Genomic DNA, 25744 nt, shown 5'->3' with positions numbered 1-25744 from the left:
CGACCGAACGGTCGCAAACCCAGGGGTCGGGACGGCGACCTGCGTCACGAATGCCACAGGTCGCCGTCGTGGGAAAGTCAGGCGGGCCAGTCCACGCTGAGGTACTGCGTCTCCTGGAACTCGCGCAGCCCGTCCCGGGCGCCCTCCCGGCCCAGGCCACTCTGCTTGACGCCGCCGAACGGCGCCGACGGATCGGAGACCAGTCCGCGGTTGATGCCGACCATGCCGGCGTCGATCGCCTCACCCAGACGCAGGGCGCGGGCCAGATCACCGGAGAAGACGTACGCCGCGAGCCCGTACTCGCTGTCGTTGACCCACTCCAGCAGCTCGTCCTCGTCGGTCCAGGTGGTGATCGCCGCGACCGGCCCGAAGATCTCCTCCTGCAGGATCGCCGCGTCGGCCGGCACGTCGACCAGCACGGTCGGCGGGTAGAAGTGGCCCGGCGCGTCGGGCAGGGTCGCCTGGTGGCTGATCCGGGCGCCGGCCGCGACCGCCTCGTCCACCGTGCGGGTCACCCGGCGCAGCGCGGCGGCGCTGATCAGCGGCCCGATGGCCGACCCGTCGGCGGCCGGACCGACGGTCAGCTTCTCCACGGCCGCGCCGAACCGGGCCACGAACGCCGTCTTCGCCGAGGCGTGCACATAGAACCGGTTGGCCGCGGTGCAGGCCTGCCCGCCGTTGCGGAACTTCGCGATCATCGCCCCGGCCACCGCCGCGTCCAGGTCGGCGTCGTCGGCGACGATGAACGGCGCGTTGCCGCCCAGCTCCATCGACGAGTTGACGACCCGGTCGGCGGCGTGCCGCAGCAGCACCCGGCCGACCGCGGTGCTGCCGGTGAACGAGATCTTGCGGACCCGCTCGTCGTTCAGCCAGGCGCCGACCACCCCGGCCGAGTCGGTGGTGGTGACCACGGTGATCACGCCGTCCGGCAGGCCGGCCTCGGTGAGCAGGGCGGCGATGGCCAGTGCGGTGAGCGGGGTCTCGGCCGCCGGTTTGACCACCGCGGTGCAGCCCGCCGCGAGCGCCGGGCCGATCTTGCGGGTGATCATCGCGGCCGGGAAGTTCCACGGCGTGACCAGCGCGGCGACACCTACCGGGCGGTGCGTGACGAGGGTACGGGTACCACCGGCCGGGGACTCGCCGAAGTCACCACCGGGCCGGACCGCCTCCTCGGCGAACCACCTGAAGAACTCGGCCGCGTACGTCACCTCGCCGGCCGCGTCGGTCAGTGACTTGCCGTTCTCCCGGCTGATCAGGGTGGCCAGCGAGTCCCGGTCCCGGATCATCAGCTCGAACGCCCTGTGCAGGATCTCCGAGCGGCGGCGGGGCGGGGTCCGGGACCAGGAGCGGAAGGCCTGGTGGGCCGCGTCGACAGCGTGCCGCGCGTCGGAGATGTCACCATCGGCCACGGTGCCGACGACGTCGAGTGTCGCCGGGTCCACCACGGGGAACGTCATCGGATCTCCTCGAAAGCGGCCGCGATCACGTCGAACGCGTCGTTGAGCAGGGCGTCGCCGATCGTCAGCGGCGGCAGGAAACGCAGCACGTTGCCGTAGGTGCCACAGGTCAGCACGATCACGCCCTGACCGTGGGCGGCCCGCGCGACGTCCCGGGCCAGTCGCGGGTCGGGTTCCGTGCCGCCGGAGCGGACGAGCTCCACGGCCAGCATGGCGCCTCTGCCCCGTACCTCCCCGATCCGATCGTCTTTGTCCTGGATCGCCGTCAGGCGGGCCTTGACCAGCGTCTCGATCTCCCGCGCCCGTTCCACCAGGCCGTCCGACTCGATGGTCTCGATCGCCGCGAGCGCCGCCGCGCAGGCGATCGGGTTGCCGCCGTAGGTGCCGCCGAGGCCACCCTCGTGCGGGCCGGACATGATCTCGGCCCGCCCGGTGACCGCGGACAGCGGCAGCCCGCCCGCGATGCCCTTGGCCGTGACGATCAGGTCCGGCACGACGCCCTCACGCTCGCAGGCGAACAGGTCGCCGGTCCGGGCGAACCCGGTCTGCACCTCGTCGGCGACGAACACCACCCCACCGGCGCGGCACCACGCGGCCAGCGCCGGCAGGAACCCGGGGGCCGGCTCGATGAACCCGCCCTCACCCTGAACCGGCTCGATGACCAGGGCGGCCAGGTTCTCCACGCCGATCTGCTTCTCGATCTGGTCGATGGCGCGGGCCGCGGCGGCCGCACCGTCGACGACACCGTCCCGGTACGGGTACGACCCACCGACCCGGTAGACCTCCGGCGCGAACGGCCCGAACGTGTGTTTGTACGGCTTGTTCTTCGCGGTCATGGCCAGGGTCAGGTTGGTCCGGCCGTGGTAGGCGTGGTCGAACACCACCACCGCGTCCCGCCCGGTCCACGCCCGCGCGATCTTCACGGCGTTCTCGACGGCTTCGGCGCCGGAGTTGAACAGTGCGCTGCGCTTGTCGTGGTCACCCGGGGTGAGCCGGTTCAGCGCCTCGGCCACGGCCACGTACCCGTCGTACGGCGTGACCATGAAGCAGGTGTGGGTGAACGCCGCGACCTGCTCGGTCACCGCCGCCACCACCCGCGGGTTCGCCGCGCCGACACTGGTCACGGCGATGCCGGAGCCCAGGTCGATCAGCTGGTTGCCGTCGACGTCGACGACGATGCCACCGTCGGCGCGGGCCGCGAAGACCGGCATCGTCGTGCCGACGCCACCGGCGACCGCCGACGTCTTGCGGGCCATCAGTTCCTGGGACCGTGGGCCGGGAAGTTCGGTGACCAGCCGGCGCTGTTGCTCGATACTCACGCGTCCCAGTCTCGGGCCGGGTGCCATGCCCGTCCATTACCGTTGTGGCAGCCTGACTATGCCTGGGAGGCATGATGGAGCTGCGGCATCTCCGCTATTTCGTGGCGACCGCCGAGACCGGCACGGTCAGTGGCGCCGCCGCCCGGCTCCACCTCACCCAGCCGGGGCTGTCACGTCAGCTGCGTCAGCTGGAGAAGGACCTCGGCGTGGCACTCTTCGACCGCTCGGCCGGCCGGCTGGAGCTGTCGACCACCGGGCGCGCGCTTCTTCCGCAGGCCCGCGACCTGCTGCAACGTGCAGATGATCTGAAGGTTGCGGCGTCCTTCCACGCGGTCGGTCGGTTGGCGCGACTGACCATCGGTGCGCCCACGGTGACGTTGACCGACGTGGTCGCGCCGTTCATCGCCACGCTGGCGCCGGACGATCCGACCACCGATGTGCTGGGCGCCGACGGCCTGTCGCCGGCGGACACCTTGCGGCAGGGTGCCGACCTGGCGGTCGGGACGATTCCGGCGTCCGCACCGTTTCACGAGATGCCGCTCGCGGTCCTTCCGGTCTGGGCTTACGTCCCCGCTGATCATCCGTGGGCCGGCCGGGGACGGGTGCGGGTCGCGGACCTGCTCGAGGAGCCGCTGATCCTGCTTCCCCCGGCGTTCACGGCTCGTCAGGCCTGGGAGTCGGCGGTCCAGGGGGTGCCGCGGGAGGGGATCGAAGCCGCCAACGGGACCGTCGCCCAGGCTCTCGCCGCCGCCGGCCGGGGGATCGCCGTCGCCTCCGACGACCCGCGGTTCGGCCTGGTCCCGCTGGCCGTCGAGGCGGACGGCCGTCGACTGTCGATCAGGCTGCGCGCGGCTTGGGACTCCCGCCACGCCGCAGCCGTCACGATCGAGGGCTTCGCCGCCCGCCTGGGCCGCTTCACCCGCGACCGCTACGACGCCCCCGCCTCTTGACCTGGCGAATCGCCGCTCATATCGTTTGGGTCCAAACAAAAGGAGGGCCCGTGACGATCGACCTGGTCGTACTGGAAGCCGACCGCGCCGCCGACGACGTGGTGGCCCTGCGCCTGGCCCGCCCGGACGGCGCCGGGCTGCCCGCCTGGACCCCCGGCGCCCACATCGACCTGCACCTGGGCGAGGACCTGGTACGTCAGTACTCGCTCTGCGGCGACCCGGCCGAGACCACCGCGTACCGCATCGCCGTCCTCGCCACCCCGGACAGCCGAGGCGGCTCCAAGGCCGTGCACAACCTTCGCCCCGGCGACCGGGTCCGGGTGAGCGAGCCCCGCAACCACTTCCCGTTCGAACCCGCCGACCACTACGTCTTCGTCGCCGGCGGCATCGGCATCACTCCACTGCTGCCGATGATCAAGGCGGCCGAGGCCGCCGGCGCGACGTGGGAGCTGGCTTACGGCGGCCGCCGCCGTTCCTCGATGGCGTTCCTGGAAACCCTTCAGTCGTACGGGCCACGCCTGCACGTGGTCGTGCAGGAGGAGGTGGGCCCGCTCGACCTGAACGAAGTGCTCGCCGGTTATCGGCCCGGCGCCCGGATCTACGCCTGCGGCCCGGAGCCCCTGCTGGCCGCCCTGGAGGAGCGCTGCACCGGTCTGCCGCTACATCTGGAACGGTTCACCGCGGCCACCGTGGACACCAGCGACGACACCGAGTTCGAGGTGGTCCTGGACCGCTCCGGCCGGACCCTGACCGTCCCGCCCGGCCGTTCGATCTTCGAGGTGGTCCGTGCGGCCGGAGTGAACGTCCTGGGTTCCTGCCTGGAGGGCACCTGCGGCACCTGCGAGACCGAGGTTTTGGACGGCGCAGTCGACCACCGGGACACGGTCCTGACCGCCGACGAGCGCGAAACCGACGAGTGCATGATGATCTGCGTCTCCCGAGCCCGCTCCACCCGCCTGACCCTCGACCTCTGACTTTCCGCGAGCCGACCTCAGGTCGGGCCCGGGGGTGCCGATTCGCTCCGGCATGGATCGCGTTGACCTGGACGGCCGCTGGTTCGGCTCGGGACACAGCACCCTGACCGACCCGGCCGCGGCCGGCACCGAGGCGGCCATCGCCGCGCTCGATGGCCGTACCCCCGTGGTGGTGTTCGTCTTCTGTTCGGTCGGCTATCACGTGCCGGAACTCTTCGACGGCATCCGGGAGCGGTGCGGGCCGGACACCGTGATCGTCGGGTGCACCACGTCGGGGCAGCTCGGCGGCGGTTCGGTGAGCCGGGACGGGGTGTCGGTCACCGCCTGGGGCGGGAGCGGGTTCGCCGTACGCACGCATGTCTCCCGGAACGTCAGCGACCGCCTGCGGGACGCCGGGGTGGAGGCGGCGTCCTGCCTGGGTGCCGTCGACCAGCCGCACCGGGCGCTGCTGATGCTCTGCGACGGGCTGACCGGCAACCAGCACGAGATCGTCCGCGGCGCGTTCTCGGTGGCCGGCGCGGTCGTGCCGCTCGTCGGCGGGTGCGCCGGCGACCATCTCACCTACGTTCGCACCTACCAGTTCCACGGCGGCCGCGACGGTGTCGAGATCCTCTCCGACGCGGCCGTCGGTGTCGCGATCGGCTCGGACGCACCGCTCGGGGTCGGCATCGCCCACGGCTGGCGCAAGCAGGGCGACGCGATGATCGTGACCAGCAGCCGCGAAGGACGCGTCTACGAACTGGACGGCGAACCGGCCCTGGACGTCTTCCTGCGCCGGCTCGGCATCGACGAGTCGATCCTCGACGACGACGAGGCGTTCCGGCACGCGGCGTTCCTGCACCCGCTCGGTCTCTCCCGCCGCAGCGGCGAGGACATCCGGGTCATCCACGACGGCGACCGGGCCGACCGTTCGCTGTTCTGCCTGGCCGACGTGCCGCAGGGCGGTCTGGTGTGGCTGATGGAGAGCGACATCGGAGCACTCACCGACGCGGCCGGGCAGTCCGGTGAGCGGGCCGTCGACGCGCTCGCCGGCAACGAGGCGCTCGGGGCGATCGTCTTCGACTGCGCGGCCCGGCGGGTGACCATCGGCGAGGACGGGATCGGCGCGGAGAACGACGGTATCGCCAAGGCGATGCCGAACGTGCCGTACGGCGGTTTCTACAGCACAGGTGAGATCGCCCGGGTACGCGGCGCGCTGGGTATGCACCACTTCACCGTGGTCACGCTCGCGCTGTCCTGAAAGGGGGTCGAGGTGAACCACTGGTCCACGCATCAGCTCACCGAGTTCTTCGCCGCGGTCTGTGAATCCCAGGATGAACGCGCCGCCATCACACTCGCCGTGGAACGCGCCGCCGAGGTGCTGGAGGCCGAGGTCGGCGCGGTACTCCGCGGCGACCGGGTCGAGGTGGCCCGCGGCGTCGACCGCGACCTGCTCGACGGCGCCCTGCCGACCGGGCCGGAGGCCATGCTGTCGCTGCCCGGACTCGACGACCTCAACATCTGGTCGGCCCGGTTCGGCGCCGAACCACGCGGATCCCTGATGGTGGCCCGCGCCGGCGACCCGCTCGATCCGGAGGAACGGCAGCTTCTGCAGGCCATGGCGCAGACCCTCGGCCTGGCCCTGTCGAACATCGCCCTGCTCACCGCGGAACGCCGGCTGCGCGAGGAACGCGAACGGGAGTCCGCCGAACGCCTGGCCCTCGTGCAGTCGCTGCGCGAGGCCCGGCACGACTCGTTGACCGGCCTGCCGACCCGGGTGCTGTTCCTGGAGATCCTCGCCGAGAAGCTGTGCCAGGCCACGCCGACCACGGTGCTCTTCATCGACCTGGACCGGTTCAAGGCGGTCAACGACAGTCTCGGCCACCGTGCCGGCGACGACCTGCTCGGTCACGTCGCCGCCCGGATCCGCGACTGCCTGCGGCCGGATGACACCGGCGCCCGGCTCGGCGGCGACGAGTTCGCGGTACTGCTCGACGACACCGGCCCGGAGACCGCGGTCCCGGTCGCCTGGCGGATCATCGAGGCGCTGCGCCGCCCGTTCCGGATCACCGGACGCGACGTCTTCATCGGCGCCAGCATCGGCGTGGCCACCGGCACCTCCGGATGCGACGCCGACGACCTGCTCGGCAACGCCGACGTGGCGATGTACCGGGCCAAGAAGGACGGCCCCGGCAAGGTCGTCGTCTTCGAACCGGCCATGCACGCCGAGGCCCTGGCCCGTCTCACCCTCACCGCCGACCTCAAGCAGGCGCTCGCCTCCGACCAGTTCCGGCTCATGTACCAGCCGCTCATCCGGCTCGGCAGCGGCCGGGCGACAGGTGTCGAGGCGCTGATCCGCTGGAACCGGCCCGGCTTCGGGCAGGTACCGCCAGCCGGGTTCCTGCCGTTGGCCGAGGAGAACGGGATGATCGCCGACATCGGTCGCTGGGTGCTCCGGGCGGCCGGCGAGCAGGCCGCACGCTGGCGGCGCACCATCCCGGAACTCACCCTCAACGTCAACGTCTCCGGACGGCAGCTCACCGATCCGCGGTTCGCCTCCGACGTCGAGCAGACCCTCGCCGACTGCGGGCTGCCGGCCGCCGCGGTCACCCTCGAACTCACCGAGTCGGTGCTGATGGCCGATCCGCGTACCGCGGTGGCCTGCCTCAGCGACCTTCGCGACCTCGGGGTCGGCCTGGCCATCGACGACTTCGGTACGGGCTACTCGTCGCTGTCCTACCTCCAGCGGCTCCCGGTCGACGAACTCAAGATCGACCGGGCGTTCATCAGCCGGGCCGAACCCACCGCCGCCGACCTGGCGGTCATCCGCACCGTCGTCGAACTGGCCCGCACGCTCAAACTGCGTACCGTCGTCGAGGGCGTCGAAACCGAGGAGCAGCACGTGGCCATGCGTGAGCTGGGCTGTGACTACGGCCAGGGTTATCACCTGTGCCGGCCGATCGAGCCGCAGAACGTCCCGGCCGCCTTCGTGGGGCCGCTGACGACCTGACGCGGGACCCCCGTCGATCGTTCCCGGTGATACGTTGCGGTGATCATCGATGGACGGGGGAGTCCGATGGAATTGCTGAACAGGCGTGGCGTGCTGCGTGCCGGGGTGGTCGCCGCCGGGGTGGCGGGCGGTGTCGCGGTCACCGCGGGCCCGGCCGCCGCGGCCGCGGCCGACAAGGGCTGGATCTCGGTGCTCGACCACTACCGGGACGCGCAGGGCGGGGAACGTGACGACGCGGGCGCGATCCAGGCGGCGATCTCCGCGGCCACCGCGATGCGGCCGGTGCGCAGTGTGCTGCTGCCGCCCGGTGACTACACGGTCGACCGGGAGATCCTGGTCCGCGGGCTCGACGACGCGGCGATCAGCGGGCACGGCGCGACGATCACCCTGACCGGGGCGGCCGCCACCACGAGCGGCGCCAGTGCGGTCCTCAAGATCACCGACAGTCACCGGTTCGAGATCTCCGGGCTGACCATCGTCGACACCGAGGGCACCCAGCCGTACAACGGTGTCAGCATCGCCCGGAGCAGTCGCGGCACCCTCGACGGCGTGACCGTGTACGGGGTGAAGTGGACCGGCCTCGGCGTCTTCGACACCACCCCGGGCGCGTCCACCGACATCGCCATCGTCAACTGCACCGTGGTGGGGACGAAGTTCGGCATCTCCACCAACGGCCACGACGTCCGGATCATCGGCAACCATGTGGCGATGTACTGGCCGTCGACCGCGGAGGCGGCCGCCAAGGGTGGCGTGTGGAGTGCGCCGTCGGACTACTACGACGGCATCAACGTGCTGTCCGGCTCGGACCGCACCACGGTCACCGGCAACACCATCACCGAGTGCGGCCAGGCCGGGGTGTACACACAGGACTGCACGAACCTCGTCGTCTCGGCCAACACGGTCACCGGCTGCCAGCTGCGCGGCATCGAGATCGACGGCGGTACCGGCGTCGCCGTCGGCGTGACGATCAGCGGCAACACGGTGGCCGACTGCAAAGGCCAGATCAACCTGGTCCGGGGCCGTGACGTCAGCGTCGTCGGCAACCGGCTCACCAACACGTCGTCGGCCCGGGCCGCCAGCCTGATCGCGGTCAACATCGGCAGCTCGCACGTCACCGTCGTGGGCAACCACGCGACCCAGGCCCACCCGACGTTCCCGGCGGTGTACGTGATCGCCGACGCCACCGACGTGACGGTGGCCGCCAACGAGGTGGTGGCCGGGACGCCGTACCAGGTCCCGGCCTCGGTGGCGCTGCTCTACCGCAGCGCGGCCGGCCAGTTCACGGTCGGCGGCCGGCTCGTCGCGACCAAGGGCCTGGGTGTCGGCAACGCCGTCGCGGCGACCACCCCGGGCAAGGTGGTCAGCAAGGTCGAGGTGTTCTCCGCCACCGGCGCCAGCCTCGGCTTCGTGCCCGTCTACCAGTCGATCTCCTGATCGGCGCCGCCGGGCCGGCGACGGTACCGGCCCGGCGGCATCCCGAACCGGCGCTTGAACGCCGCCGCGAACGCGAACTCCGACCGGTAGCCGACCCGCCCGGCCACGGTGCCGGCCGTCAGGTCGGTCCGCCGCAGCAGCCCGGCCGCCACGGTCATCCGCCACCAGGTCAGATAGGCCAGCGGCGGCCGCCCGAGCAGGCGGTGAACCGGCGGGCGAACGGCGCCCGGGACAATCCGCCCTCCGCGGCCAGGGTGGCGACCGTCCAGTCGCGGCCCGGATCGCGGTGCACGGCGTGCAGCGCCGCGGCGATCACCGGGTCGGCCGGCGCCGCCGCCCAACCCGCCGGGCGGTCACCGTCGCCGGACAGGCAGGTCCGCAGCAGGTGTACGAGCATCGTGTCCAGCAGAGCCGGGATCAGCGAGTCACTGCCCGCCCCGGGTTCGGTCAGCTCGGCCGGGTGTCCGGTGTGTCGGCGAGGGTGTGGCCGTCGCCGTGCGGGCGGAAGACGATGTCACCCTCACCCCAGCTTCACCGGCTCGGACCGGGCCCGCAGCAGCACGCACGAACCCCGCAGCATCACGTGGAACCCGGCCGAACCCGGCATCGGCGCGAACTCCCGGGCCCGTCCCCGGGCCCGGCGAGGTTCTGCTGCGGGTGGCCGCCACCACGTTCAACCCGTCCGAAGCCGGTCTGCGCCGTGGGCTGCTCCGGTCGATCGTGCCGGTCGAGTTGCCGTCCACGACGAGGCCGAGAACGGCCGCCTCCCCGGAAAGACACTGCTGCTCCCGTAGCGGCTACCCGGCGTGCGCCGCAGCGGCGTCGACCAGCTCGGCGAACAGGGGTGAACCGGTGTCCTCGGGATGCCACTGGACACCCCGGTACCAGCCGAAACGGCCGGACAACCGGATCGCCTCGACGGTGCCGTCGGCGGCCCGGGCGGTGACCTCCAGGTCCTTGCCGAGCCGGCCGAGCGCCTGATGGTGGTAGCAGGACACGGTCTGCCCGCCGACCTCGTGGATCAGGTGGCGGTGCGGCACCGGCATGTCCTGGATCAGGTCACCGCCGCGGGCCACGTTGACCACCTGGGTGCCCCGGCAGATCGACAGCAGCGGCACCCCGCCGTCGATCGCCACCCGGGCCACGGCCAGGTCGAACGTGTCCTGCACCTGGTCGACGTCGTAGAGCGAGGGGTGATCGGCCTGCCCGTACCAGCGGGCGGCCAGGTCGCCACCGCCGGGCAGCAGCACGCCGTCGGCGACGGCGAGCCGGGCCCGGACCTCGTCGTCCGCGGCGATCGCCGGATGGATCACCACCGGCTCGCCGCCCGCCTCGAAGATCGCCTCCACCAGGGCGGACGCGGCCACCTCGGCCCGGTACCGCAGCGCCGAGGCGCTCGCCGAGAACCGGGCCGGTACGGCGATCACCGGTCTAGCCATGGTTGATCCACACGGTCTTGAGGTCGGTGTACTGGTCCATGGCGTGCCGGGACTTGTCGCGGCCACTGCCGGAGAGCTTCACCCCGCCGAACGGGACGGACATGTCGCCCTCCTCGTAGCAGTTGACCCAGACGGTTCCGGCGCGCATGGCCCGGGCGACCCGGTGCGCCCGGCCCAGGTCGGCCGTCCACACCGCGGCGGCCAGGCCGAACTCGGTGTCCCGGGCGAGTTCGATCGCCGACGCCTCGTCGTCGAACGTCTGCACGGCCAGGACCGGCCCGAACAGCTCCTCCCGGACCAGCACGTTGTCGGGCCCGGTGTCGGTGACGACGGTCGGCTCGAGATAGGAGCCGCCGCGGCGGGACTCTCCGCCGCACCTGATCGTGCCGCCCTGGGCGATCCCGGTGGCGAGCCGCCCGAGCACCCGGTCGAGGCCACGACGATCGACGAGCGGGCCCATCACGGTGTCCGGCAGCAGCGGGTCGGCGGGCCGCCACCGGTCCGCGGCGGCCACCACCGCCTCGACGACCTGATCAGAAACGGACCGGTGGACCAGGAGACGGGCTCCGGCCGTACACATCTGGCCGGCGTTGAAGAAGACCGCCCACGCCGCGGCCGCCGCACCGAGATCCGGCGCGTCCGGGAAGACGATGTTCGGTGATTTGCCGCCGAGTTCCAGGTGGACCCGTTTGAGATTGCTGTCGCCGGCGTAGCGCAGAAAATGCCGTCCGACAGGTGTGGAACCGGTGAAAGTCAGCACGTCGACGTCCGGATGTTCGCCGAGCCGCCTACCGACGGTGACGCCGTCGCCGGACAGCACGTTGAACGCGCCGGCCGGCAGTCCGGCTTCGGTGCCGAGCGCGGCGACCTTCTGCATCGACAGCGGCGACTGTTCCGCGGTCTTGAGCACGACGGTGCATCCGGCGGCGAGGGCGGGCGCCATCTTCCAGCCGCCGATGGTGAGCGGGAAGTTCCACGGCACGACGGCCGCCACCACCCCGGCCGGCTCGCGGGTGACCAGGGCGATCTCGCCGTCGACGGTCTGCGGGGCCTCGCCCGGGATCTTGTCGGCGAGGCCGCCGTAATACCGCAGGCACCTGATCAGCGCCCGCAACTCGATCTCCCACGCGTGCCGGATCGGCTTGCCCATCTCCAGCGTGACCAGCAGCGCCAGCTCGTCCCGGTGCTGTTCGACCAGATCCGCCCAACGCAGCAGGGTCTCACCCCGTTCCCGGGCGGCCAGTCGTGGCCACGGTCCGTGATCGAAGGCTCGCCGTGCGGCGGCGACCGCCGCATCGGCATCGGCCGCATCCGCCCACGCCAGCTCGCCGAGCGCGGCACCGTCACGCGGCGTGACGATGGTGCGCGAGGTGGCTGCCGCGCGTTCCTCTCCGCCGATCCACAGACCCCGCGGCGGTCGTACGGCCTCCGCACGCTCGATCCAGGAAACGTGATCCATGCTCAGAACGTCTTCGACAGGTCGGGCTTGCGGATGCCCCGGAACTCCCAGTCGCCGCCCTGAGCGGTGGAGAGCACCTCCTCACTTTCGGTCGGCTGGGCGCCGACGTCGGTCCGTACCCCCGACGGGCCCTCAATGATCTTGTTGCGAAGCAACCCGAGCCCTTCCACCTCGACCTCGACGACGTCGCCGGGGTAGACCGTCCGGGAGATCGCCGGAGTGCCGGAGAGCAGCACGTCCCCGGGCTGGAGGGTGATCGTGCGGGCGATGTCGGCGACGAGGTAGTGCATGTCCCACTTCATCTCGTCGGTATTGCCGTCCTGTTTGGCGACGCCGTTGACGAGCGTGCGGATGCCCTTGCCGCGGAAGTCCCAGCCCTCGACCACGCCCGGGCCGAGCGGGCAGAGCGTGTCGGCGCCCTTGACCCGCAGCATCGACCCGGAGTCGGTGTCCCGGAAGTCGTGCAACCCGTAGTCGTTGCCGACGGTGTAGCCGCGGATGTAGTCGCCGGCCTCGGCGGGGGAGATGTTGCGGGCGGTCCGGCCGATGACGATGCCGATCTCGCCCTCGTAGTTGAGCCACTTGCAGCCCAGCGGTCGGACGACGGCCGAGCCGTGCGCGTTCAGCGCGGAGATCGGCTTGTGGAAGTAGGTCGGCGCGGGCGGCAGTTTCGTCATCATCTCGGCGACCCGCGACGAGTAGTTCAGATGGACGCAGATGATCTTCGACGGGGCGACCGGCGGGAGGTGTCGGGCCTCGTCCACGCCGATCGACCGGCCGTCCCCGGCGACCAGCGTGTCCCCGTGGCGGACGACGTCGACAGCGGTGCCGTCGAGCAGGATGCGGCGGGTCTCTCTCACAGTGAAGTCCTTTGCGGAGCGGGGAAGGGGCCGTCGAACCAGACGTGGACCTGGCCGGTGCCGACGGAGTTCTCGTACTCGCCGTACTGCCTGCCGCGCGCGGTGCAGTCGCCCTCACCGAGCGCGCCGAGCATCATCAGGTAGTGCCCGAACCGGGCCTCCGGCTTGAACCGGTAGTACTCCGGCATGGTGTCCAGCACCCGCCGGTGGTCCCCGGCGGTGAACCAGTCGAGTCGTTCCATGTCGGCGGCGTACGCCTCCGGGGTGAAGATGTGTTCCACCCCGGCCGCCTCGTGATCGCGCAGCTGCCGAAGCGGCCAGAAGGTGTGCGACATGGCCCCCGAGGCGATCAGCAGCACCTTCCGGTCGGACTCCCGGATCGCGTCGCCGAGGGCCCGGCCGAGGCGCAGGTTGTCCTCGGTGTCGGCGGTCTGGCACACCCCGATGGAGATCCACCGCTTGTCCGGCAGCCCCTGCCCGAGGAACTCCCACACGTTCGTGGTGGCGTAGAAGATCGGCAGGTGGTCGTCGTCGATCGGGGTGATCCAGGTGCCGTGGTCGTCCGCCTTGCCGGCGATCAGGTGTGCGAGGTCCGGGTCGCCCCGGAAATCGTAGGGTCGCCGGCACATTCCGCGCGGCAACTCCTCCGAGGTGAACAGCCCGTGCCGCCGTTCCTGGGCGGTGACGACGAACTCGACGGTGGTCGCCCAGTGCGAGTCGAGCACCACGACGGTGTCGTAGTCGACGACGTCGAAGACCTCCTTCCGCAGCTGCTGGAGGCCGGTGACCAGGGTGCTCTCCCGGCCGTTGTTCAGCTCCCGGCGGGTTTCCTCGGGCAGCACGATGGTGGGCACGTGGGCGATCAGCCCGGCCCCGACGATCTCGCCCATGTCAGGCCTCCTCGGGTGCGATGACGGTGTTCTTGACGTCGCAGTAGAAGTCGAACGACCAGGTGCCGCCCTCCCGCCCGATCCCGGACCGCCCGTTGCCGCCGAACGGCGCGCCCAGGTCGCGGACGAAGAAGCAGTTCACCCAGACCGTTCCGGCGTTCAGCCGGGCCGCCTTCGACGGGTCGGCGGTGACGAGTGTCGCGGCCAGTCCGAACCTGGTGTCGTTGGCCATCGCGAAGCCCTCGTCCTCGGTGGCGAACGTCTGCATGGTCAGCACCGGCCCGAACACCTCCTCGGTGACGATCTCGCTGCCCGGCTTCGGATCGACCAGGATCGTCGGCCGGAAGTAGAGGCCGCCCAGTTCCTCGTTGGGGCCGCCGCCGAGGACCACCCGTGCCTCGGCCCGTTCGACGAAGCCGCTGACCCGGTCGAAGTGCGCCCGGCTGATCAGCGCGCTCACGTCGGTCCGCTCGTCCCGGGGATCACCCTGGACCAGCGCTTTCGCCCTGGTGACGAGCCGGTCCAGAAACTCGGTCGCGAGTGACTCGTGCACGATCAGGCGGAACGCGCCCAGACACACCTGGCCGGCGTTGTCGAACTGCTCGACCGCCAGTCGCACGGCCAGGTCCAGGTCGGCGTCCTCGAGGACGAGCAGCGGCGACTTGCCGCCCAACTCGAACGAGAGCGGCACGATGTTGGGCGCCGCCGCGGCCGCGACGGCCCCGGCCGTCGGCACCGACCCGGTGAAGGACAGCCGGTTGATGCCCGGGTGGCGGGTCAGCGGTGCGCCGGCTTCCCGACCGGTTCCCTGTACGACGTTGAGCACGCCCGCCGGCAGTCCGGCGTCGTGGGTGATCTCGGCGAGCAGGGAGGCGGTCAGGGGCGCCCATTCCGGTGGCTTCAGCACCACGGTGTTCCCCGCGGCCAGTGCCGGGCCGATCCGCCAGGTGGCCAGCATCAGGGGGGCGTTCCACGGAGTGATGACCGCGGTGACGCCGGCCGGATCGTAGGTGATCTTCTGCCGGTGTCCGCGTACCTCCATGTCCGGGTGTCGAAGTCGTTCGGCGTAGTCGGCGAAGAACCGGAAGTTCATCGCCACCCGGGGCATCACGCCGCGCCGGTGTGAGCGCAGCAGCGAGCCGTTGTCCCTGGTCTCGACCCGGGCCAGGTCTTCCAGCCGGTCCTCGATGCCGTCGGCGATCCGCCGGAGGACCGCGCCCCTTTCCGGCGCTGTGCGGGCGGCCCAGGCCGGAAAGGCCTCCCGGGCGGCTGCCACCGCGGCGTTCACTTCGGTCTCTCCGCCGGCCGCGATGTCGCCGAGGTACGCCTCGTCGATCGGCGAGAAATCGGAGAATGTCTGATCCGAGGCGATCCGGCGGCCGCCGATCCAGTGCCGGGTGTCGACCTTGACGCCCTCGACCTCGATGAATGTCATGCCAGCCTCGCCAGGGTCGCTCCGCCGTTCCAGACCACACCGACCTGCCGGTAGTAGCCGCCGATCACCTCGTGCACCTCCAGTCGGGCCAGCTCCTCGGTCGGCGACTCGAAGAGCTTCAGATCCACGTCGCCACGCCAGGCCTGCCCGCCGGCGAACTCGCTCGCACCGGACGAGATCAGCTCGGCGAAGGCGTCGTCCCCGGAGTCGATCCCCGGATAGACCCGGTGATGGGCCATCGGATGCCCGTTGACGAAGCCGTTGGTCGGTGACTCCTCGCGCAGCGTCAGCACCGCCTCGGCCAGTCGCCGGTCACCCGCCGCGAGCGTCGCGCCGAACAGGCCACCCGGCCCGATCTGCGGCGCCGCATGTGCGAACGGGTGCGGCCGGGTCTGCCACATGCTGCCGAGCTTCTTCGGGTAGCCCTGGTGCACTCCGCGGGCGACGGCGAAGTCCTTGTCGACCCAGATGAAGACGCAGCGCGAGAAGGTCTGCTGCTGGAACTTGCAGCGGACCACCACGAAGGCCTCCTTGTACTGCGAGCGCACCGGGTCGAGCAGTTCCGCCCGATCGGTCGAGCAGGACTGCCAGTCGGCCCAGATCAACGCGACCGCGCCGGGGTCGGAGTCGGCGAGTTCCAGCGGCGCCGGCAGCAGCTCGGCGACGCGGGCCGGGTCGGTGCGGTACTCGACGGTGAGCAGGTCACCGGAGTAGTGCCAGGGCGGGCTCGGGATCAGGCTCGAGGACCCGGTGGCGGTGCGCGGATAGAAGAAGCCCCGCATGACCGTCCCTTCAATCGTTTGGATGCGAACGATAGGCTGCGGAAGGGCTCGCGGCAAGGTCTGGGCAGGGGCTTCACTTCCCGCTATCGTACGGGTCCAAACGAAAGGGGTGGCCATGACGGTGCCACTGGAGGACGTCGACCTGGACGACCTGGACCGGTTCGCGAACGACGAGGCCTGGGGGCAGTTCGACACCCTGCGCCGTGACTCACCGGTGCACTGGACCCCATCGTCGCTGGGTGACGGGTACTGGTCGGTGACCCGGTACGCCGACATCGCCACCGTCGACCGCGACCCGGCCACCTTCACGTCGATGAAGTTCGTGAACCTGGAGGACGTCGACGACGACCTCCAGGACCTGCGCCGCTCGATCCTGGAGACCGACGGCACCCGGCACACCGCGCTGCGCAAACTGATCCAGCGCGAGTTCAGCGCCCGCAACCTGCGCCAGTACGAGGACTTCCTGCGCGGTCTCACCCGGGTCACGGTGGACAACGCGCTCGCTCTCGGCGGCTTCGACTTCGTCAAGGAGGTCAGCGCCGACTTCCCGATCCAGGTGCTGGCCCGGCTGCTCGACGTGCCCGAGTCGGACACCGGGCAGCTGATCGACTGGGGCAATCAGCTGATCGGCAACACCGACCCGGATTACTCGGAGTTCCTGCTCACCGACCCGGGCAGTGACCGGTACAAACACCTGCCGTTCCGGTCACCGGCCTCGATCGAGGTCTTCGAGTACGGCCGCGAGCTGGCCCGTGAGCGCCGCGGCGGCGACGGCCGTGACCTGGTCAGCGTCCTGGTCAACCGGGTGCCCGAGGACGGTGAGCCGCTCACCGCGACCGACTTCGACAACTACTTCCTGCTGCTGGTCGTGGCCGGCAACGAGACCACCCGGCACACCATCAGCCACGCCATGCACGCGCTCATCAGCAACCCGGCGCAACTGGCGCTGTTGCGTGACCAGCCGGAACTGATCCCCGGCGCGGTCGAGGAGTTTCTGCGCTGGGCGTCACCGGTCTACCACTTCCGGCGGACGGCCACCCGCGACGTCGAACTCGGCGGAAAGCAGATCCGCGAAGGTGACAAGGTCGTCATGTGGTTCGCCTCCGGCAACCGCGACGACACGGTCTTCGACGACCCGTACCGCTTCGACGTGACCCGGAAGAACGTCGACCACCTGTCGTTCGGCCGCGGCGGCCCGCACCTCTGCCTCGGCAACAGCCTGGCCCGCCTGGAGATCCGCCTGATGTTCGAGGAGCTGATCCCGCGCATCACCGACGCGCACCTGGACGGCGAGGTCCGCCGGGTCCGCAGCAACTTCGTCAACGGCATCAAGACTCTGCCGGTACGGCTGACGCCCGCCTGATCCAGCTCGACGCCCAGTTCGGCCCGCGCCCGGTCGACACCGCCCCGGCAGCGTCGGGACCGGCTCAGGCGCGGGCTCGCCGGGGCCGCTCCGTGGGTGGCCGCTCGGTGAGCTCCCATCGGTCGCCCTGCCCCGCGGCGATCATGACGGCCTCGATCGCCCGCCGGAAGGCCGCCCGATCGTCGCCGTGACCGAGGGCGGTTGCGAGATCGATCGGCTGCTCGTCGTGGAGGCTCGCGGCGAGGGCGATGAGCTTGCGGTCCCGGTCCGGCACGTCGTTCGTCGTCGCGAAGGCGACCACCGCCGACCAGTCGGTGACCTGGCCCATCAGCACGGTGTCACCCATGTCCCACGGCAGATCCAGCAGGCCGACGAGGCCACCGAACCCCGGCTGATCCGGGATCGAGGTGAAACCGAGCAGATGGACGGCGGCCCGCCGCCCGGCCGAAGCCCCGGTGGCGATGTCGGTCCTCAGTACGCTCCGGATCTGGTCCCCCGTGTAACCGGTGGCGACATCCGGCCGCCGGGGCCGCAGGTGCAACCGCAGTCGCGACGCTGTCCGCGGATCCTTCAGCAGCTCGGCGACCCGCAGGCACTCCGCGCACGCCGGCAGTTCGTCGATGTCGATGTAGTCGTCCCGCAGGCCCATGTCGTAGGCGATACCGATGGCGTACGTGTCTTCGGCGTGCACCCTGCGTTCCGGGCTGGAACAGAGGGTGTACCCCGAGGACCCGCCGTCGCCACCGGGCACGTCGTCGAGATCCACGGACAGGTGCCGCAGGGTGCCGTCAGTACACGGTCGAGGTGTCATGGAACCCTCCATGTCGAACTTCGCCACCGATCCCCGTGAAGCCGAAGCGTATCGACGTCCCACCACCCGCAGGCGGCCTGCACCGGACGATCCCGCCCGCGCCGGAGCGGTCACCGCGTCATCCCGCGGCGGTTCGGGCCGGCCGGGTCAGTCGAGGGTGGCGGCCTGTAGGTCGATGTTGCCGCAGGTCGGGTGGTAGACCGCGGTCGCCGTCCAGGTCACGGTCAGTCTGGTGCCGGCCGCGGCCCGGTAGCGGATGTCGAAACGGGCCGTTCGGATCGCGTTCCGGTTCTCCAGCGTCTGGGTGGCGGTCGCGGCTCCGGGAAGGGTCACGGTCAGGCGGCCCGCGGCCATCCACACGCCCGCGTAGACACGCAGTGTCCGGGTGGTCGGGGACGCCGGGACGCGCAACGTGAAGGTCGCGCCCTGGCCGCAGGTGTAGACGCCGGTCGGGGTGCGCGCCGCGGCGTTCGTCGGGCTGCCGCCGGTCCAGCTGTACAGCTGCGGATTGTTGTCGTAGCGGCCCCGGGGTGTGCCGCCCAGGTCCTCGATCGCGGTGCCGCCCCGGCGTCGATTGACCGAGGCGGCGTCGGTCAGGCCCCAGTGCATCCAGTCCTGGCCGCCCTCGGCGCCCAGGTCGACGACGGCGGGGATCGAGGCGGCGGTGACCGAGACGGTGGGGGTCACCGGTTTCGCGGGGGTCGTCGGAGTCCGGGACGGCGTGGTCGGCGGGGCCTGGGTGGCCACCGGGACCGAGGGGATCGCGGTGGGCACGGGCGGAGCCGACTCGGCCGACGGCTCGGGGGCGATCGACACCGGCGGGGTCGGCGGCGCCCACGGTTTGCCGGTCCAGAGCGGCAGAGACGTGTCGGCGGTGGCGCCGGGATCGGAGTCGTCGGCGATCTGCACGGCGGCGATCACCCCGAGCACGGCGGCGGCCGATGCGGCGGCCAGGCGCCACCAGCGGCGGACCTCACGGTGCCGGCCGGTGTGCACGGTACCGGTGGTGGCGGCGCCGGCGGGCACGGGCCCGGGGGCGGCGGGCAGGGCCAAGGGCCGGGTCGGGCCGGTGAGGGCCCGGCTGTCGTCGATCGGCCGGCGGCCCGGCTCGATCCATCCGCCGATCCGGAGCTGATCGGGCTCCTCGCCGTTACCGTGCACTGCGGCGACTCCCCACGTCGTCCGATCGAAAAGCCGAGAACGCCGACTAACATACGGCCTGCGTACGCTTCTGTCGATCACGTGGGTCCGGTGGTCGAAGGCTTCCGCCCGGCGTTCGCGGCAGGGCCTTGACCAGGGAAAACGTCGCGTGGTAGGTGAGTGCGGGAGTAGCTCGTACAATTAAGGTTGTTTATCTTTCAGGTCTTCGATATCGGTGACGATGGTGCGCAGGGACGCCGTGAGGTCCTTTTTCCGGCGCTCGGACAGGCCGCTGACCACGCGCGATTCGATCGCGTTGAATCGTGGGAAGAGCTCTTTCATCAGGTCGATGCCGGCCGGGGTGAGGCGCAGGTCGACGAGTCGCCGATCGTCCTGGCGCTGCTGCTTGGTGAGTAGACCGCGACTCTCCAGGGTCTTGACGACGCCGGTGAGCGTGCCCTTGGAGATGGCGGCGGCCTCGGCGGCGTGCCGGGTCTCCAGGCCGTCCCAGATCCAGACGACCCAGAGCACCACGAAACCCGTCCAGCTGAGGTCGACCGGGCGCAGGACCTCGTTGGTGACGTGCGCCCGGACGGCGTTCGCGGCCCGGTAGATGCTGGCGACGGCCTGCGCCGACTCGAAGTCGAGGGCCGGGTCGAGCTGCTCCATGTGGGCGCGCGCGGCCCGCTCGGTCGCCACGAGCGAGTACTGGTCCGTCATGTGGGCGATCGTACGGGTCAGAGGTGGTACGAGTATTCGCGGAACTCCCAGTCGGTGACGTGCCGATGGAACCTTTCCAGCTCGTTGCGCTTGTAGTCGAGGAAGGTCTTGACGAATTGGGGACCGAGCAGCGCGCCGAACTCGGTGTCCGCCGCCAGCGCGTCGAGGGCCGTCCCGAGGTGCTGCGGCAGGAGTTCGGCCTTGGACCGGTCGTATCCGTAACCGGCGAGCGGGGGCGGTGGAGCGAGGGCGTCGCGGATGCCGAGCAGCGCCGCGGCGAGCATGCCGGCGATGGCGAGGTACGGGTTCGCGGTCGCGTCGCCCAGGCGGAGTTCGAGGCGGGTCGCGCCACCGCGCTCGGGTGGGATCCGGATCATGGCGCTGCGGTTGTCCAGCCCCCAGTCGATCAGCCAGGGCGCGAGCGTGTCCGGCCCGAACCGCTTGTACGAGTTGACCGTCGGGTTGTTCAGTGCGGCGAGAGCGGGCGCGTGCGCGATGATCCCGGCGATGGCCGACTCGGCGAGCTTGGACAGGCCGTCGTCACCGGAGAAGGCGTTCCCGCCCGACTGATCCAGTGCCGAGAAGTGCAGGTGGAAACCCGACCCGCCCTCGTCGTTGAACGGCTTGGCCATGAACGTGGCGAGCCGGTCCTCCATCCGGGAGAGCTCCTTGACCGCGGTCTTGAACCGGAACGCCCGGTCGGCCGCGTCGAGCGCCGCCGAATGCCAGAGGTTGATCTCGAACTGGCCGCTGGAGAACTCGTGGTTGGCCGCCACCACGTCGAGCCCGTACCCGTCGAGCTGCCGCAGCTTGCGGATCAGGATGTTCTGCGGGTCGCCCTTGCGCCCGGTGACGTAGACGTTGCCGGTGGCCTCGCCGTACCGCCGCCAGCCGCCCGACCCGTCCTTCTCCAGGACGTAGAACTCCAACTCGGGGCCGACGACCGGGTCGAGGCCGAGCGTGTGGAACGCGTCGACCACCCGTTTCAGCACGTTGCGCGGGCTGGTCTCGCAGAGACCGCCGTCGGCGTCGTGGATGTCGGCGATCACGTGCGCGACACCCTCCTCCCACGGCACGTCGTGCAGGGTGGCCAGGTCGGGGACGGCGATCACGTCGGGCAGGCCGTCACCGATGCCGCCGTCGATCGGGATGACGTCGCCCATCGGGCTGGTCGCGAAGACCGACTTGCAGAACGCGACCCCGCCGGCCGCGGCCCGGGGAAGGTGGGTGACGAGCAGGTCGCGGCCGCGTTCGGCGCCGGTCAGGTCGGCGTAGCCCACCCGGAGTACGTCGATGCCGCGCGCGGTGAGCTGTTCGGCCGTCTCGGCCAGGCGAGCGGGGTCGAGGAACACGGCGCCTCCCAGGGTCGTTTGGACCCGTACGATAGGAGTCGAAGGTCCCGTACACAAGGGTCGCCGGTAACAACCGCGAGAATTCGGCAAACCGTTGACATGGGCGAGTGCGGCAGCGCACTCTTCGGACCCAAACGTTCGTAGCCGAACGACCTGGAGCCCGAATGAGCGTCTCGACCGATCGACTGAAACCCAACGCGCTGGGCGTGGTGGGCATCCTCTTCTTCGTCTTCTCCGCGCAGGCCCCGCTGACCGGCATCGCCGGCGCCGCCCCGCTCGCCATCGTGCTCGGCAACGGCGCCGGGCTGCCGATGGCCTACCTCGCGGCAGGCCTGATCATCCTGCTGTTCTCCATCGGGTTCGTGGCCATGGGCCGGCATGTGGTGCACGCCGGGGCCTTCTACGCCTACATCGGCCGCGGCCTGGGGCAGGCCACCGGAATCACGTCAGCGGCAGTCGCTTTATTCGCATATAACGTGATCCAGGCGGCCATGTACGGCCTGTACGGCGTGATCGTCGCGGGCCTCTTCGGGTTCGGCCCGTGGTGGGTCTGGACGCTGCTCACCATGGCGATCGTGCAGGCCCTCGGCGCCCTCGGTATCGACATCGGCGCCCGCGTCCTGGCCGTCCTGGTCGCCGCCGAGTTCAGCCTGCTCGGCGCGTTCGCCCTGGTCACCCTCTTCACCGCGGACAACCTCACCGCCGGTGAGGTGTTCTCCCTGGACACCGCCCTGTCCGGGGCGCCGGGCGTGGCCCTGATGTTCGCCATCGCCTCGATGTTCGGGTTCGAGTCCACCGCCATCTACGGCGAGGAGGCCCGCGACCCGCAGAAGACCGTCCCCCGTGCCACCTACCTGGCCGTCGTCATCGTGTCCGGCTTCTTCGCGTTCGTGACCTGGATGCTCGTCGCCTACTACGGCCCGCAGAACGTGGTCGGAGCGGCCGGCGCGGCCCTGGACGCCGGGGACGGCGCCGGTTTCGTCTTCGCCGCGGTGGGCGGCCAGCTCGGCGACTGGACCGGCAAGGTCCTGGAGATCCTGCTCGCCACCTCACTCTTCGCCGGCATTCTGGCCTTCCACAACTCGATCACCCGCTACCTCTACTCGCTCAGCCGCGACCGGGTGCTGCACCACTCGGTCGGCCGCCTCAACCGGCGGCACGCGCCGGGCCTGGCCGGTGCCATCCAGACCGCCTGCGTGCTGCTGCTCGTGCTGCCGTTCGCGCTCCTGGGGCAGGACCCGGTGCTGACCCTCTTCTCCTGGTTCAGCGGTGTGGCGGTGGTCGCCATGATGGTCAACTACTTCCTCACCAGCGTCTCGGTGATCGTCTTCTTCCGCCGCGAGGCGCCCGGCAGCCCGGTCCTCACCACCCTGATCGCGCCGCTGCTCGGCGCGATCGGCATCGCCCTGGCCGTCTGGGTGATCATCGCCAACTTCACCACCCTGATCGGCGGCACCACGGCCACCGCGGCCTGGCTGATCGGCACCGTACCGGCGGTCGCGCTGGCCGGCTTCGCGGTCGCGATCGCCCGCCGCCGGGTGATCAACCCGCACGTGGTCGACTGACGAGATCCCACCGGTCCATCGATACGGTGGGCCGGTGGGCAACCTTCTGGCGCTGGCCGCCGCGGCGTTCTGCTACGTCGCCACGGAGACGATGCCTATCGGCATCCTGACCCTCGTCTCGGGAGACCTCGGCGTCCCACCCGAGGCGATCGGTCTTTTGATCACCGGGTACGCCGTACTGGTGGCCGTGGTGACCATCCCTCTCACCTTCGCCACCCGGAACGTGCCCCGGCGCCGCCTGATGATCGTGCTGGTGGCCGTGCTGGTGTTGGCCAACCTGTGCTCCGCGCTGTCGCCGTCCTACCCGGTCCTGCTCGGCGCCCGCCTGCTGGCCGCCCTCTCCCAGGCGATCTTCTGGGCGGTGGTCGGCCCGGTGGTGGCGGCCATGTTCGACGTCACGGTCCGCAGCCGGGCCGGCGCCGTGGTCTTCGCCGGCGCGTCCCTCGGCCCGATGCTGGGCGTCCCGGCCGGCACCTGGATCGGTCAGCAGTACGGCTGGCGGGCCGCCTTCCTCGCCCTGTCCGTACTGGCTCTCGCCGCGTTCCTGGCCCTGGTGGTCGGTATGCCCGCGGTCGAGGTGTCGGCCACCCACGCGGCCACCGGCACCCACCCGGACCGACGGCGGTACACGATCCTGGTCGCGGTCACCACGCTCGCCGTGGCCGGGCTGTACGCGTCGTTCACGTACACCGAGGTGTTCCTGACCCAGGTGACCGGCTTCGCGGCCGCCGCCGTGGCACCGCTGCTACTCGTCCGGGGGATCGCCGACTTCGGCGGCATCGCGGCCGGTGGCTGGGCCGGCGACAGATGGCAGCGCGGCGCGGTGACCGGGTCGGTGGCCCTGCTGGCCGGCGCCCTGATCATCATGTATCTGACCGCCTACGACCGGCCCGCCACCGTACTCCTGCTGGCCGTCACCGGCTTCGCGATCGGCGCGCTCACCCCGGCACTGCAGAACCGGGTCCTGGAGGTGGCGCCCGGCAGCACCGACATGGCCTCGGCCGGCAACTCGGTGGCCTTCAACATCGGCATCGCGGCCGGGTCCCTGCTCGGCTCGGCGGTCCTCGACGGGCCGGGCGCACGGGCCACCACCCTGGCCGGTGGGGTGCTCGCCCTGGCCGCACTGGCCCTCTTCCTGGCCGAACCGGTGCTCACCAGGCGTACCCCCGGGGTCGTCCGCGGGTGATCGCCCTGGCAAGCTTCGGCAGGTGGAAGCACTGCGGCTGATTCTTCTCTTCATTCACCTGGTCGGTTTCGCCCTGCTGCTCGGCGGCGCCGTCACTCAGTTCGTGTCCGGAAAGTTCCGGATCAACCCGGCCATCCTGTGGGGCTCGATCATCCAGCTCGCCAGTGGCATCGCCCTGTCGGCGCCGCTGCGCGGAGGCGGCGACGACGAACCGAACCCGGTCAAGCTCGGCGTGAAGCTGCTCTTCGCCGTGCTGATCTTCATCATGGTGTTCATCCCACGTAAGCGCGAAGAGGTCAACAAGGGCCACTTCATCGGGATCATCACGCTGACCCTGGTGAACGCCGCGGTCGCCGTCTTCTGGCACTGAGCGCTAGGGACAGTATTCCTCCGCGCCCGCCTCGAAGCCCCGGTCGAAGCCGAGGTCGAAACCGCGGGTGTAGTCGGTGGCCTCGTAGGTCTGGGCCCGGATCGGCTTGGCACAGTCGGTCCGGGCGGCCTCCCGGCCCCGGTCGAAGCCGTCCTGATAGCCCTGCTTGAACTGGCGGCCGTCAGCCGGAGCGGCGACAGCGGGCGCCGGAGCGACCGGGCCCAGAACCGCCGTGACCAGCAGCAGCGCGATGCCGAATCGTCTCGCTTTCATGACCTTCAGAATCTACGCGGCCTGCTCGCCCCCTGTGCGGCGAACGGAAGAACCCGCGAATGAGTGTGATGCGGACGGCGTGGGCGTGCGCGGCGCGGCGGGCGCCGGTAGTCTCGGTCGGATTCTTGTGGGTAGGAGGCCCGCTCGATCACGCCCACGGCAGGGGCACCGGGCCGTTGCGTAGGATTTCTGGCCGCACGACCCAACCAAGGGAACCGAGGAGCACGATGCCGCTCACTCCAGCAGACATTCACAACGTGGCGTTCAAGAAGCCGCCGATCGGGAAGCGCGGATACGACGAGGAAGAGGTCGACGCCTTCCTCGACGAGGTCGAGTCCGAGCTGACCCGGCTCCTGGAGGAGAACGGCGCCCTCAAGGACCAGCTCCAGCGCGGTGGTGGCGGTGGCGGCGGCAACCCGGCTGCGACGATGGTCCTCAACAACGAGTTCGCCGACCTGGCCGCCCAGCTGGAGCGGTTGCAGGAGGCCCGGGCCCGGGCCGAGCAGAACGCCCGCAACGTGCAGGACCAGCTCCAGCGCGCCCGTAGCCAGGCGCCGTCGGGGGCGCTGCCGGCGCTCAACGCCGCCGACGACGACCGCAACTCGCGGGTGCTGATGATGGCTCAGCGGACCGCCGACGAGCACATGCGTGACGCGCAGCGTGAGTCCGAGACGCTGATCACCGGCGCTCAGGGCAAGGCCGACCAGCTGGTCAGCGAGGCCCAGATCAAGGCGGCCACGATCGAGTCGGACGCCCGGCGCAACCACACCGAGGCGATGGACAGCCTGGTCGAGAAGCGGGCCGCGGCGCTGGACGAGATCGAGCGGCTCGGCCAGCTCGCCACCAGCTACCAGGAGGCGCTGACCAACCACGTCCAGCAGCAGCTGATGGACCTGACCGCGGCGCCCGAGCCGGGTGGCCGCGACATCTGACGCTGTTCTGAACAGGCCCGCCCCGTCGCCGGGGCGGGCCTGTT

At 70.8% G+C, this 25744-nt stretch carries 25 protein-coding genes; 10 read left to right on the top strand and 15 right to left on the bottom strand.

Annotated elements, in window-relative coordinates; all coding sequences use genetic code 11:
- Positions 1-77: 77 nt before the first annotated feature.
- The gene (locus Q0Z83_RS33745) at positions 78-1457 is read right to left on the bottom strand and encodes an NAD-dependent succinate-semialdehyde dehydrogenase (protein WP_317787286.1); all 1380 of its coding nucleotides are present in this window, start codon (positions 1455-1457) and stop codon (positions 78-80) included.
- Positions 1454-2803 carry a 4-aminobutyrate--2-oxoglutarate transaminase gene (gabT, locus tag Q0Z83_RS33740; RefSeq protein WP_317787285.1) on the bottom strand — a complete coding sequence of 450 codons (1350 nt, stop codon included), beginning with the start codon at positions 2801-2803 and terminating at the stop codon, positions 1454-1456. The genes Q0Z83_RS33745 and gabT overlap by 4 nt, the downstream gene beginning before the upstream one ends.
- A 47-nt stretch (positions 2804-2850) precedes the next feature.
- Between gabT and Q0Z83_RS33735 the strand changes: the two genes are divergently transcribed.
- From Q0Z83_RS33735 to Q0Z83_RS33715, 5 genes are all read left to right on the top strand, one after another.
- Complete coding sequence (locus tag Q0Z83_RS33735) at positions 2851-3726, top strand: LysR family transcriptional regulator (protein ID WP_317787284.1); 876 nt, start codon at positions 2851-2853, stop codon at positions 3724-3726.
- A gap of 50 nt (positions 3727-3776) precedes the next feature.
- Entirely contained in the window at positions 3777-4700 is a 924-nt protein-coding gene (locus tag Q0Z83_RS33730; RefSeq protein WP_317787283.1) for a PDR/VanB family oxidoreductase, read from the top strand.
- Between the two features lie 52 nt (positions 4701-4752).
- Positions 4753-5940 carry an FIST signal transduction protein gene (locus tag Q0Z83_RS33725; RefSeq protein WP_317787282.1) on the top strand — a complete coding sequence of 396 codons (1188 nt, stop codon included), beginning with the start codon at positions 4753-4755 and terminating at the stop codon, positions 5938-5940.
- A gap of 12 nt (positions 5941-5952) precedes the next feature.
- On the top strand, positions 5953-7689 hold the full coding sequence (locus Q0Z83_RS33720) for a putative bifunctional diguanylate cyclase/phosphodiesterase (RefSeq protein ID WP_317787281.1): 1737 nt from the start codon (positions 5953-5955) through the stop codon (positions 7687-7689).
- Between the two features lie 66 nt (positions 7690-7755).
- Positions 7756-9123: a right-handed parallel beta-helix repeat-containing protein gene (locus tag Q0Z83_RS33715; RefSeq protein WP_317787280.1), complete on the top strand. Its 1368-nt coding sequence runs from the start codon at positions 7756-7758 to the stop codon at positions 9121-9123.
- Here the strand turns inward: Q0Z83_RS33715 and Q0Z83_RS33710 are convergent.
- The 8 genes from Q0Z83_RS33710 to Q0Z83_RS33675 form a co-directional block, all read right to left on the bottom strand.
- On the bottom strand, positions 9105-9281 hold the full coding sequence (locus tag Q0Z83_RS33710; protein WP_317787279.1) for a helix-turn-helix domain-containing protein: 177 nt from the start codon (positions 9279-9281) through the stop codon (positions 9105-9107). The genes Q0Z83_RS33715 and Q0Z83_RS33710 overlap by 19 nt on opposite strands.
- An 11-nt stretch (positions 9282-9292) precedes the next feature.
- Positions 9293-9520 carry a hypothetical protein gene (locus Q0Z83_RS33705; RefSeq protein ID WP_317787278.1) on the bottom strand — a complete coding sequence of 76 codons (228 nt, stop codon included), beginning with the start codon at positions 9518-9520 and terminating at the stop codon, positions 9293-9295.
- 400 nt (positions 9521-9920) lie between these two features.
- Positions 9921-10562, bottom strand: a complete 642-nt coding sequence (locus Q0Z83_RS33700) for a gamma-glutamyl-gamma-aminobutyrate hydrolase family protein (RefSeq protein ID WP_317787277.1) — start codon at positions 10560-10562, stop codon at positions 9921-9923.
- A complete protein-coding gene (locus tag Q0Z83_RS33695; RefSeq protein WP_317787276.1) occupies positions 10555-12021 on the bottom strand; it encodes an aldehyde dehydrogenase family protein in 1467 nt (488 codons plus the stop codon). Before Q0Z83_RS33695 ends, Q0Z83_RS33700 begins: the two co-directional genes overlap by 8 nt.
- A 2-nt stretch (positions 12022-12023) precedes the next feature.
- A complete protein-coding gene (locus Q0Z83_RS33690) occupies positions 12024-12881 on the bottom strand; it encodes a fumarylacetoacetate hydrolase family protein (protein ID WP_317787275.1) in 858 nt (285 codons plus the stop codon).
- Positions 12878-13771, bottom strand: a complete 894-nt coding sequence (locus Q0Z83_RS33685; protein ID WP_317787274.1) for a DODA-type extradiol aromatic ring-opening family dioxygenase — start codon at positions 13769-13771, stop codon at positions 12878-12880. The genes Q0Z83_RS33690 and Q0Z83_RS33685 overlap by 4 nt, the downstream gene beginning before the upstream one ends.
- Position 13772: 1 nt before the next feature.
- On the bottom strand, positions 13773-15206 hold the full coding sequence (locus Q0Z83_RS33680; RefSeq protein ID WP_317787273.1) for an aldehyde dehydrogenase family protein: 1434 nt from the start codon (positions 15204-15206) through the stop codon (positions 13773-13775).
- Complete coding sequence (locus Q0Z83_RS33675) at positions 15203-15988, bottom strand: acetoacetate decarboxylase family protein (RefSeq protein ID WP_317787272.1); 786 nt, start codon at positions 15986-15988, stop codon at positions 15203-15205. Before Q0Z83_RS33675 ends, Q0Z83_RS33680 begins: the two co-directional genes overlap by 4 nt.
- A 115-nt stretch (positions 15989-16103) precedes the next feature.
- Between Q0Z83_RS33675 and Q0Z83_RS33670 the strand changes: the two genes are divergently transcribed.
- Positions 16104-17351: a cytochrome P450 gene (locus Q0Z83_RS33670; RefSeq protein ID WP_317787271.1), complete on the top strand. Its 1248-nt coding sequence runs from the start codon at positions 16104-16106 to the stop codon at positions 17349-17351.
- Positions 17352-17415: 64 nt separating this feature from the next.
- Here Q0Z83_RS33670 and Q0Z83_RS33665 read toward each other — a convergent pair whose 3' ends face one another.
- From Q0Z83_RS33665 to Q0Z83_RS33650, 4 genes are all read right to left on the bottom strand, one after another.
- The gene (locus Q0Z83_RS33665; RefSeq protein ID WP_317787270.1) at positions 17416-18117 is read right to left on the bottom strand and encodes a hypothetical protein; all 702 of its coding nucleotides are present in this window, start codon (positions 18115-18117) and stop codon (positions 17416-17418) included.
- 192 nt (positions 18118-18309) lie between these two features.
- Entirely contained in the window at positions 18310-19323 is a 1014-nt protein-coding gene (locus Q0Z83_RS33660) for a hypothetical protein (RefSeq protein WP_317787269.1), read from the bottom strand.
- 180 nt (positions 19324-19503) lie between these two features.
- Positions 19504-20022 (bottom strand): MarR family winged helix-turn-helix transcriptional regulator, encoded by a 519-nt coding sequence (locus tag Q0Z83_RS33655; protein ID WP_317787268.1) that lies wholly within the window; start codon positions 20020-20022, stop codon positions 19504-19506.
- 17 nt (positions 20023-20039) lie between these two features.
- Positions 20040-21374, bottom strand: a complete 1335-nt coding sequence (locus Q0Z83_RS33650) for a glutamine synthetase family protein (RefSeq protein ID WP_317787267.1) — start codon at positions 21372-21374, stop codon at positions 20040-20042.
- Between the two features lie 164 nt (positions 21375-21538).
- On the opposite strand from Q0Z83_RS33650, the gene Q0Z83_RS33645 reads away from it, so the two are divergent.
- The 3 genes from Q0Z83_RS33645 to Q0Z83_RS33635 are packed head-to-tail and all read left to right on the top strand — an operon-like array spanning position 21539 to position 24495.
- Positions 21539-22939 carry an APC family permease gene (locus Q0Z83_RS33645; RefSeq protein ID WP_317787266.1) on the top strand — a complete coding sequence of 467 codons (1401 nt, stop codon included), beginning with the start codon at positions 21539-21541 and terminating at the stop codon, positions 22937-22939.
- Positions 22940-22973: 34 nt separating this feature from the next.
- Positions 22974-24125 (top strand): MFS transporter, encoded by a 1152-nt coding sequence (locus Q0Z83_RS33640; protein WP_317787265.1) that lies wholly within the window; start codon positions 22974-22976, stop codon positions 24123-24125.
- Positions 24126-24147: 22 nt separating this feature from the next.
- The gene (locus Q0Z83_RS33635) at positions 24148-24495 is read left to right on the top strand and encodes a hypothetical protein (protein ID WP_317787264.1); all 348 of its coding nucleotides are present in this window, start codon (positions 24148-24150) and stop codon (positions 24493-24495) included.
- A gap of 3 nt (positions 24496-24498) precedes the next feature.
- On the opposite strand, the gene Q0Z83_RS33630 is transcribed toward Q0Z83_RS33635, so the two are convergent.
- Positions 24499-24768, bottom strand: a complete 270-nt coding sequence (locus tag Q0Z83_RS33630) for a hypothetical protein (protein ID WP_317787263.1) — start codon at positions 24766-24768, stop codon at positions 24499-24501.
- 227 nt (positions 24769-24995) lie between these two features.
- On the opposite strand from Q0Z83_RS33630, the gene Q0Z83_RS33625 reads away from it, so the two are divergent.
- Positions 24996-25700: a DivIVA domain-containing protein gene (locus tag Q0Z83_RS33625; RefSeq protein ID WP_317787262.1), complete on the top strand. Its 705-nt coding sequence runs from the start codon at positions 24996-24998 to the stop codon at positions 25698-25700.
- Positions 25701-25744 lie beyond the last annotated feature (44 nt).

Origin of the sequence: Actinoplanes sichuanensis (genome assembly GCF_033097365.1) — a bacterium.
GTDB lineage: Bacteria > Actinomycetota > Actinomycetes > Mycobacteriales > Micromonosporaceae > Actinoplanes > Actinoplanes sichuanensis.
Note: the sequence above shows the minus strand (reverse complement) of the source record. Positions and strands in the feature narration are given on the sequence as shown.

Coding starts and splice junctions, on each gene's coding strand:
- Q0Z83_RS33745 (WP_317787286.1), bottom strand. CDS start 1,457: ATGACGTTCCCCGTGGTGGACCCGGCGACACTCGACGTCGTCGGCACC.
- gabT (WP_317787285.1), bottom strand. CDS start 2,803: ATGGCACCCGGCCCGAGACTGGGACGCGTGAGTATCGAGCAACAGCGC.
- Q0Z83_RS33735 (WP_317787284.1), top strand. CDS start 2,851: ATGGAGCTGCGGCATCTCCGCTATTTCGTGGCGACCGCCGAGACCGGC.
- Q0Z83_RS33725 (WP_317787282.1), top strand. CDS start 4,753: ATGGATCGCGTTGACCTGGACGGCCGCTGGTTCGGCTCGGGACACAGC.
- Q0Z83_RS33715 (WP_317787280.1), top strand. CDS start 7,756: ATGGAATTGCTGAACAGGCGTGGCGTGCTGCGTGCCGGGGTGGTCGCC.
- Q0Z83_RS33710 (WP_317787279.1), bottom strand. CDS start 9,281: ATGACCGTGGCGGCCGGGCTGCTGCGGCGGACCGACCTGACGGCCGGC.
- Q0Z83_RS33705 (WP_317787278.1), bottom strand. CDS start 9,520: ATGCTCGTACACCTGCTGCGGACCTGCCTGTCCGGCGACGGTGACCGC.
- Q0Z83_RS33700 (WP_317787277.1), bottom strand. CDS start 10,562: ATGGCTAGACCGGTGATCGCCGTACCGGCCCGGTTCTCGGCGAGCGCC.
- Q0Z83_RS33695 (WP_317787276.1), bottom strand. CDS start 12,021: ATGGATCACGTTTCCTGGATCGAGCGTGCGGAGGCCGTACGACCGCCG.
- Q0Z83_RS33685 (WP_317787274.1), bottom strand. CDS start 13,771: ATGGGCGAGATCGTCGGGGCCGGGCTGATCGCCCACGTGCCCACCATC.
- Q0Z83_RS33680 (WP_317787273.1), bottom strand. CDS start 15,206: ATGACATTCATCGAGGTCGAGGGCGTCAAGGTCGACACCCGGCACTGG.
- Q0Z83_RS33675 (WP_317787272.1), bottom strand. CDS start 15,988: ATGCGGGGCTTCTTCTATCCGCGCACCGCCACCGGGTCCTCGAGCCTG.
- Q0Z83_RS33670 (WP_317787271.1), top strand. CDS start 16,104: ATGACGGTGCCACTGGAGGACGTCGACCTGGACGACCTGGACCGGTTC.
- Q0Z83_RS33655 (WP_317787268.1), bottom strand. CDS start 20,022: ATGACGGACCAGTACTCGCTCGTGGCGACCGAGCGGGCCGCGCGCGCC.
- Q0Z83_RS33645 (WP_317787266.1), top strand. CDS start 21,539: ATGAGCGTCTCGACCGATCGACTGAAACCCAACGCGCTGGGCGTGGTG.
- Q0Z83_RS33630 (WP_317787263.1), bottom strand. CDS start 24,768: ATGAAAGCGAGACGATTCGGCATCGCGCTGCTGCTGGTCACGGCGGTT.
- Q0Z83_RS33625 (WP_317787262.1), top strand. CDS start 24,996: ATGCCGCTCACTCCAGCAGACATTCACAACGTGGCGTTCAAGAAGCCG.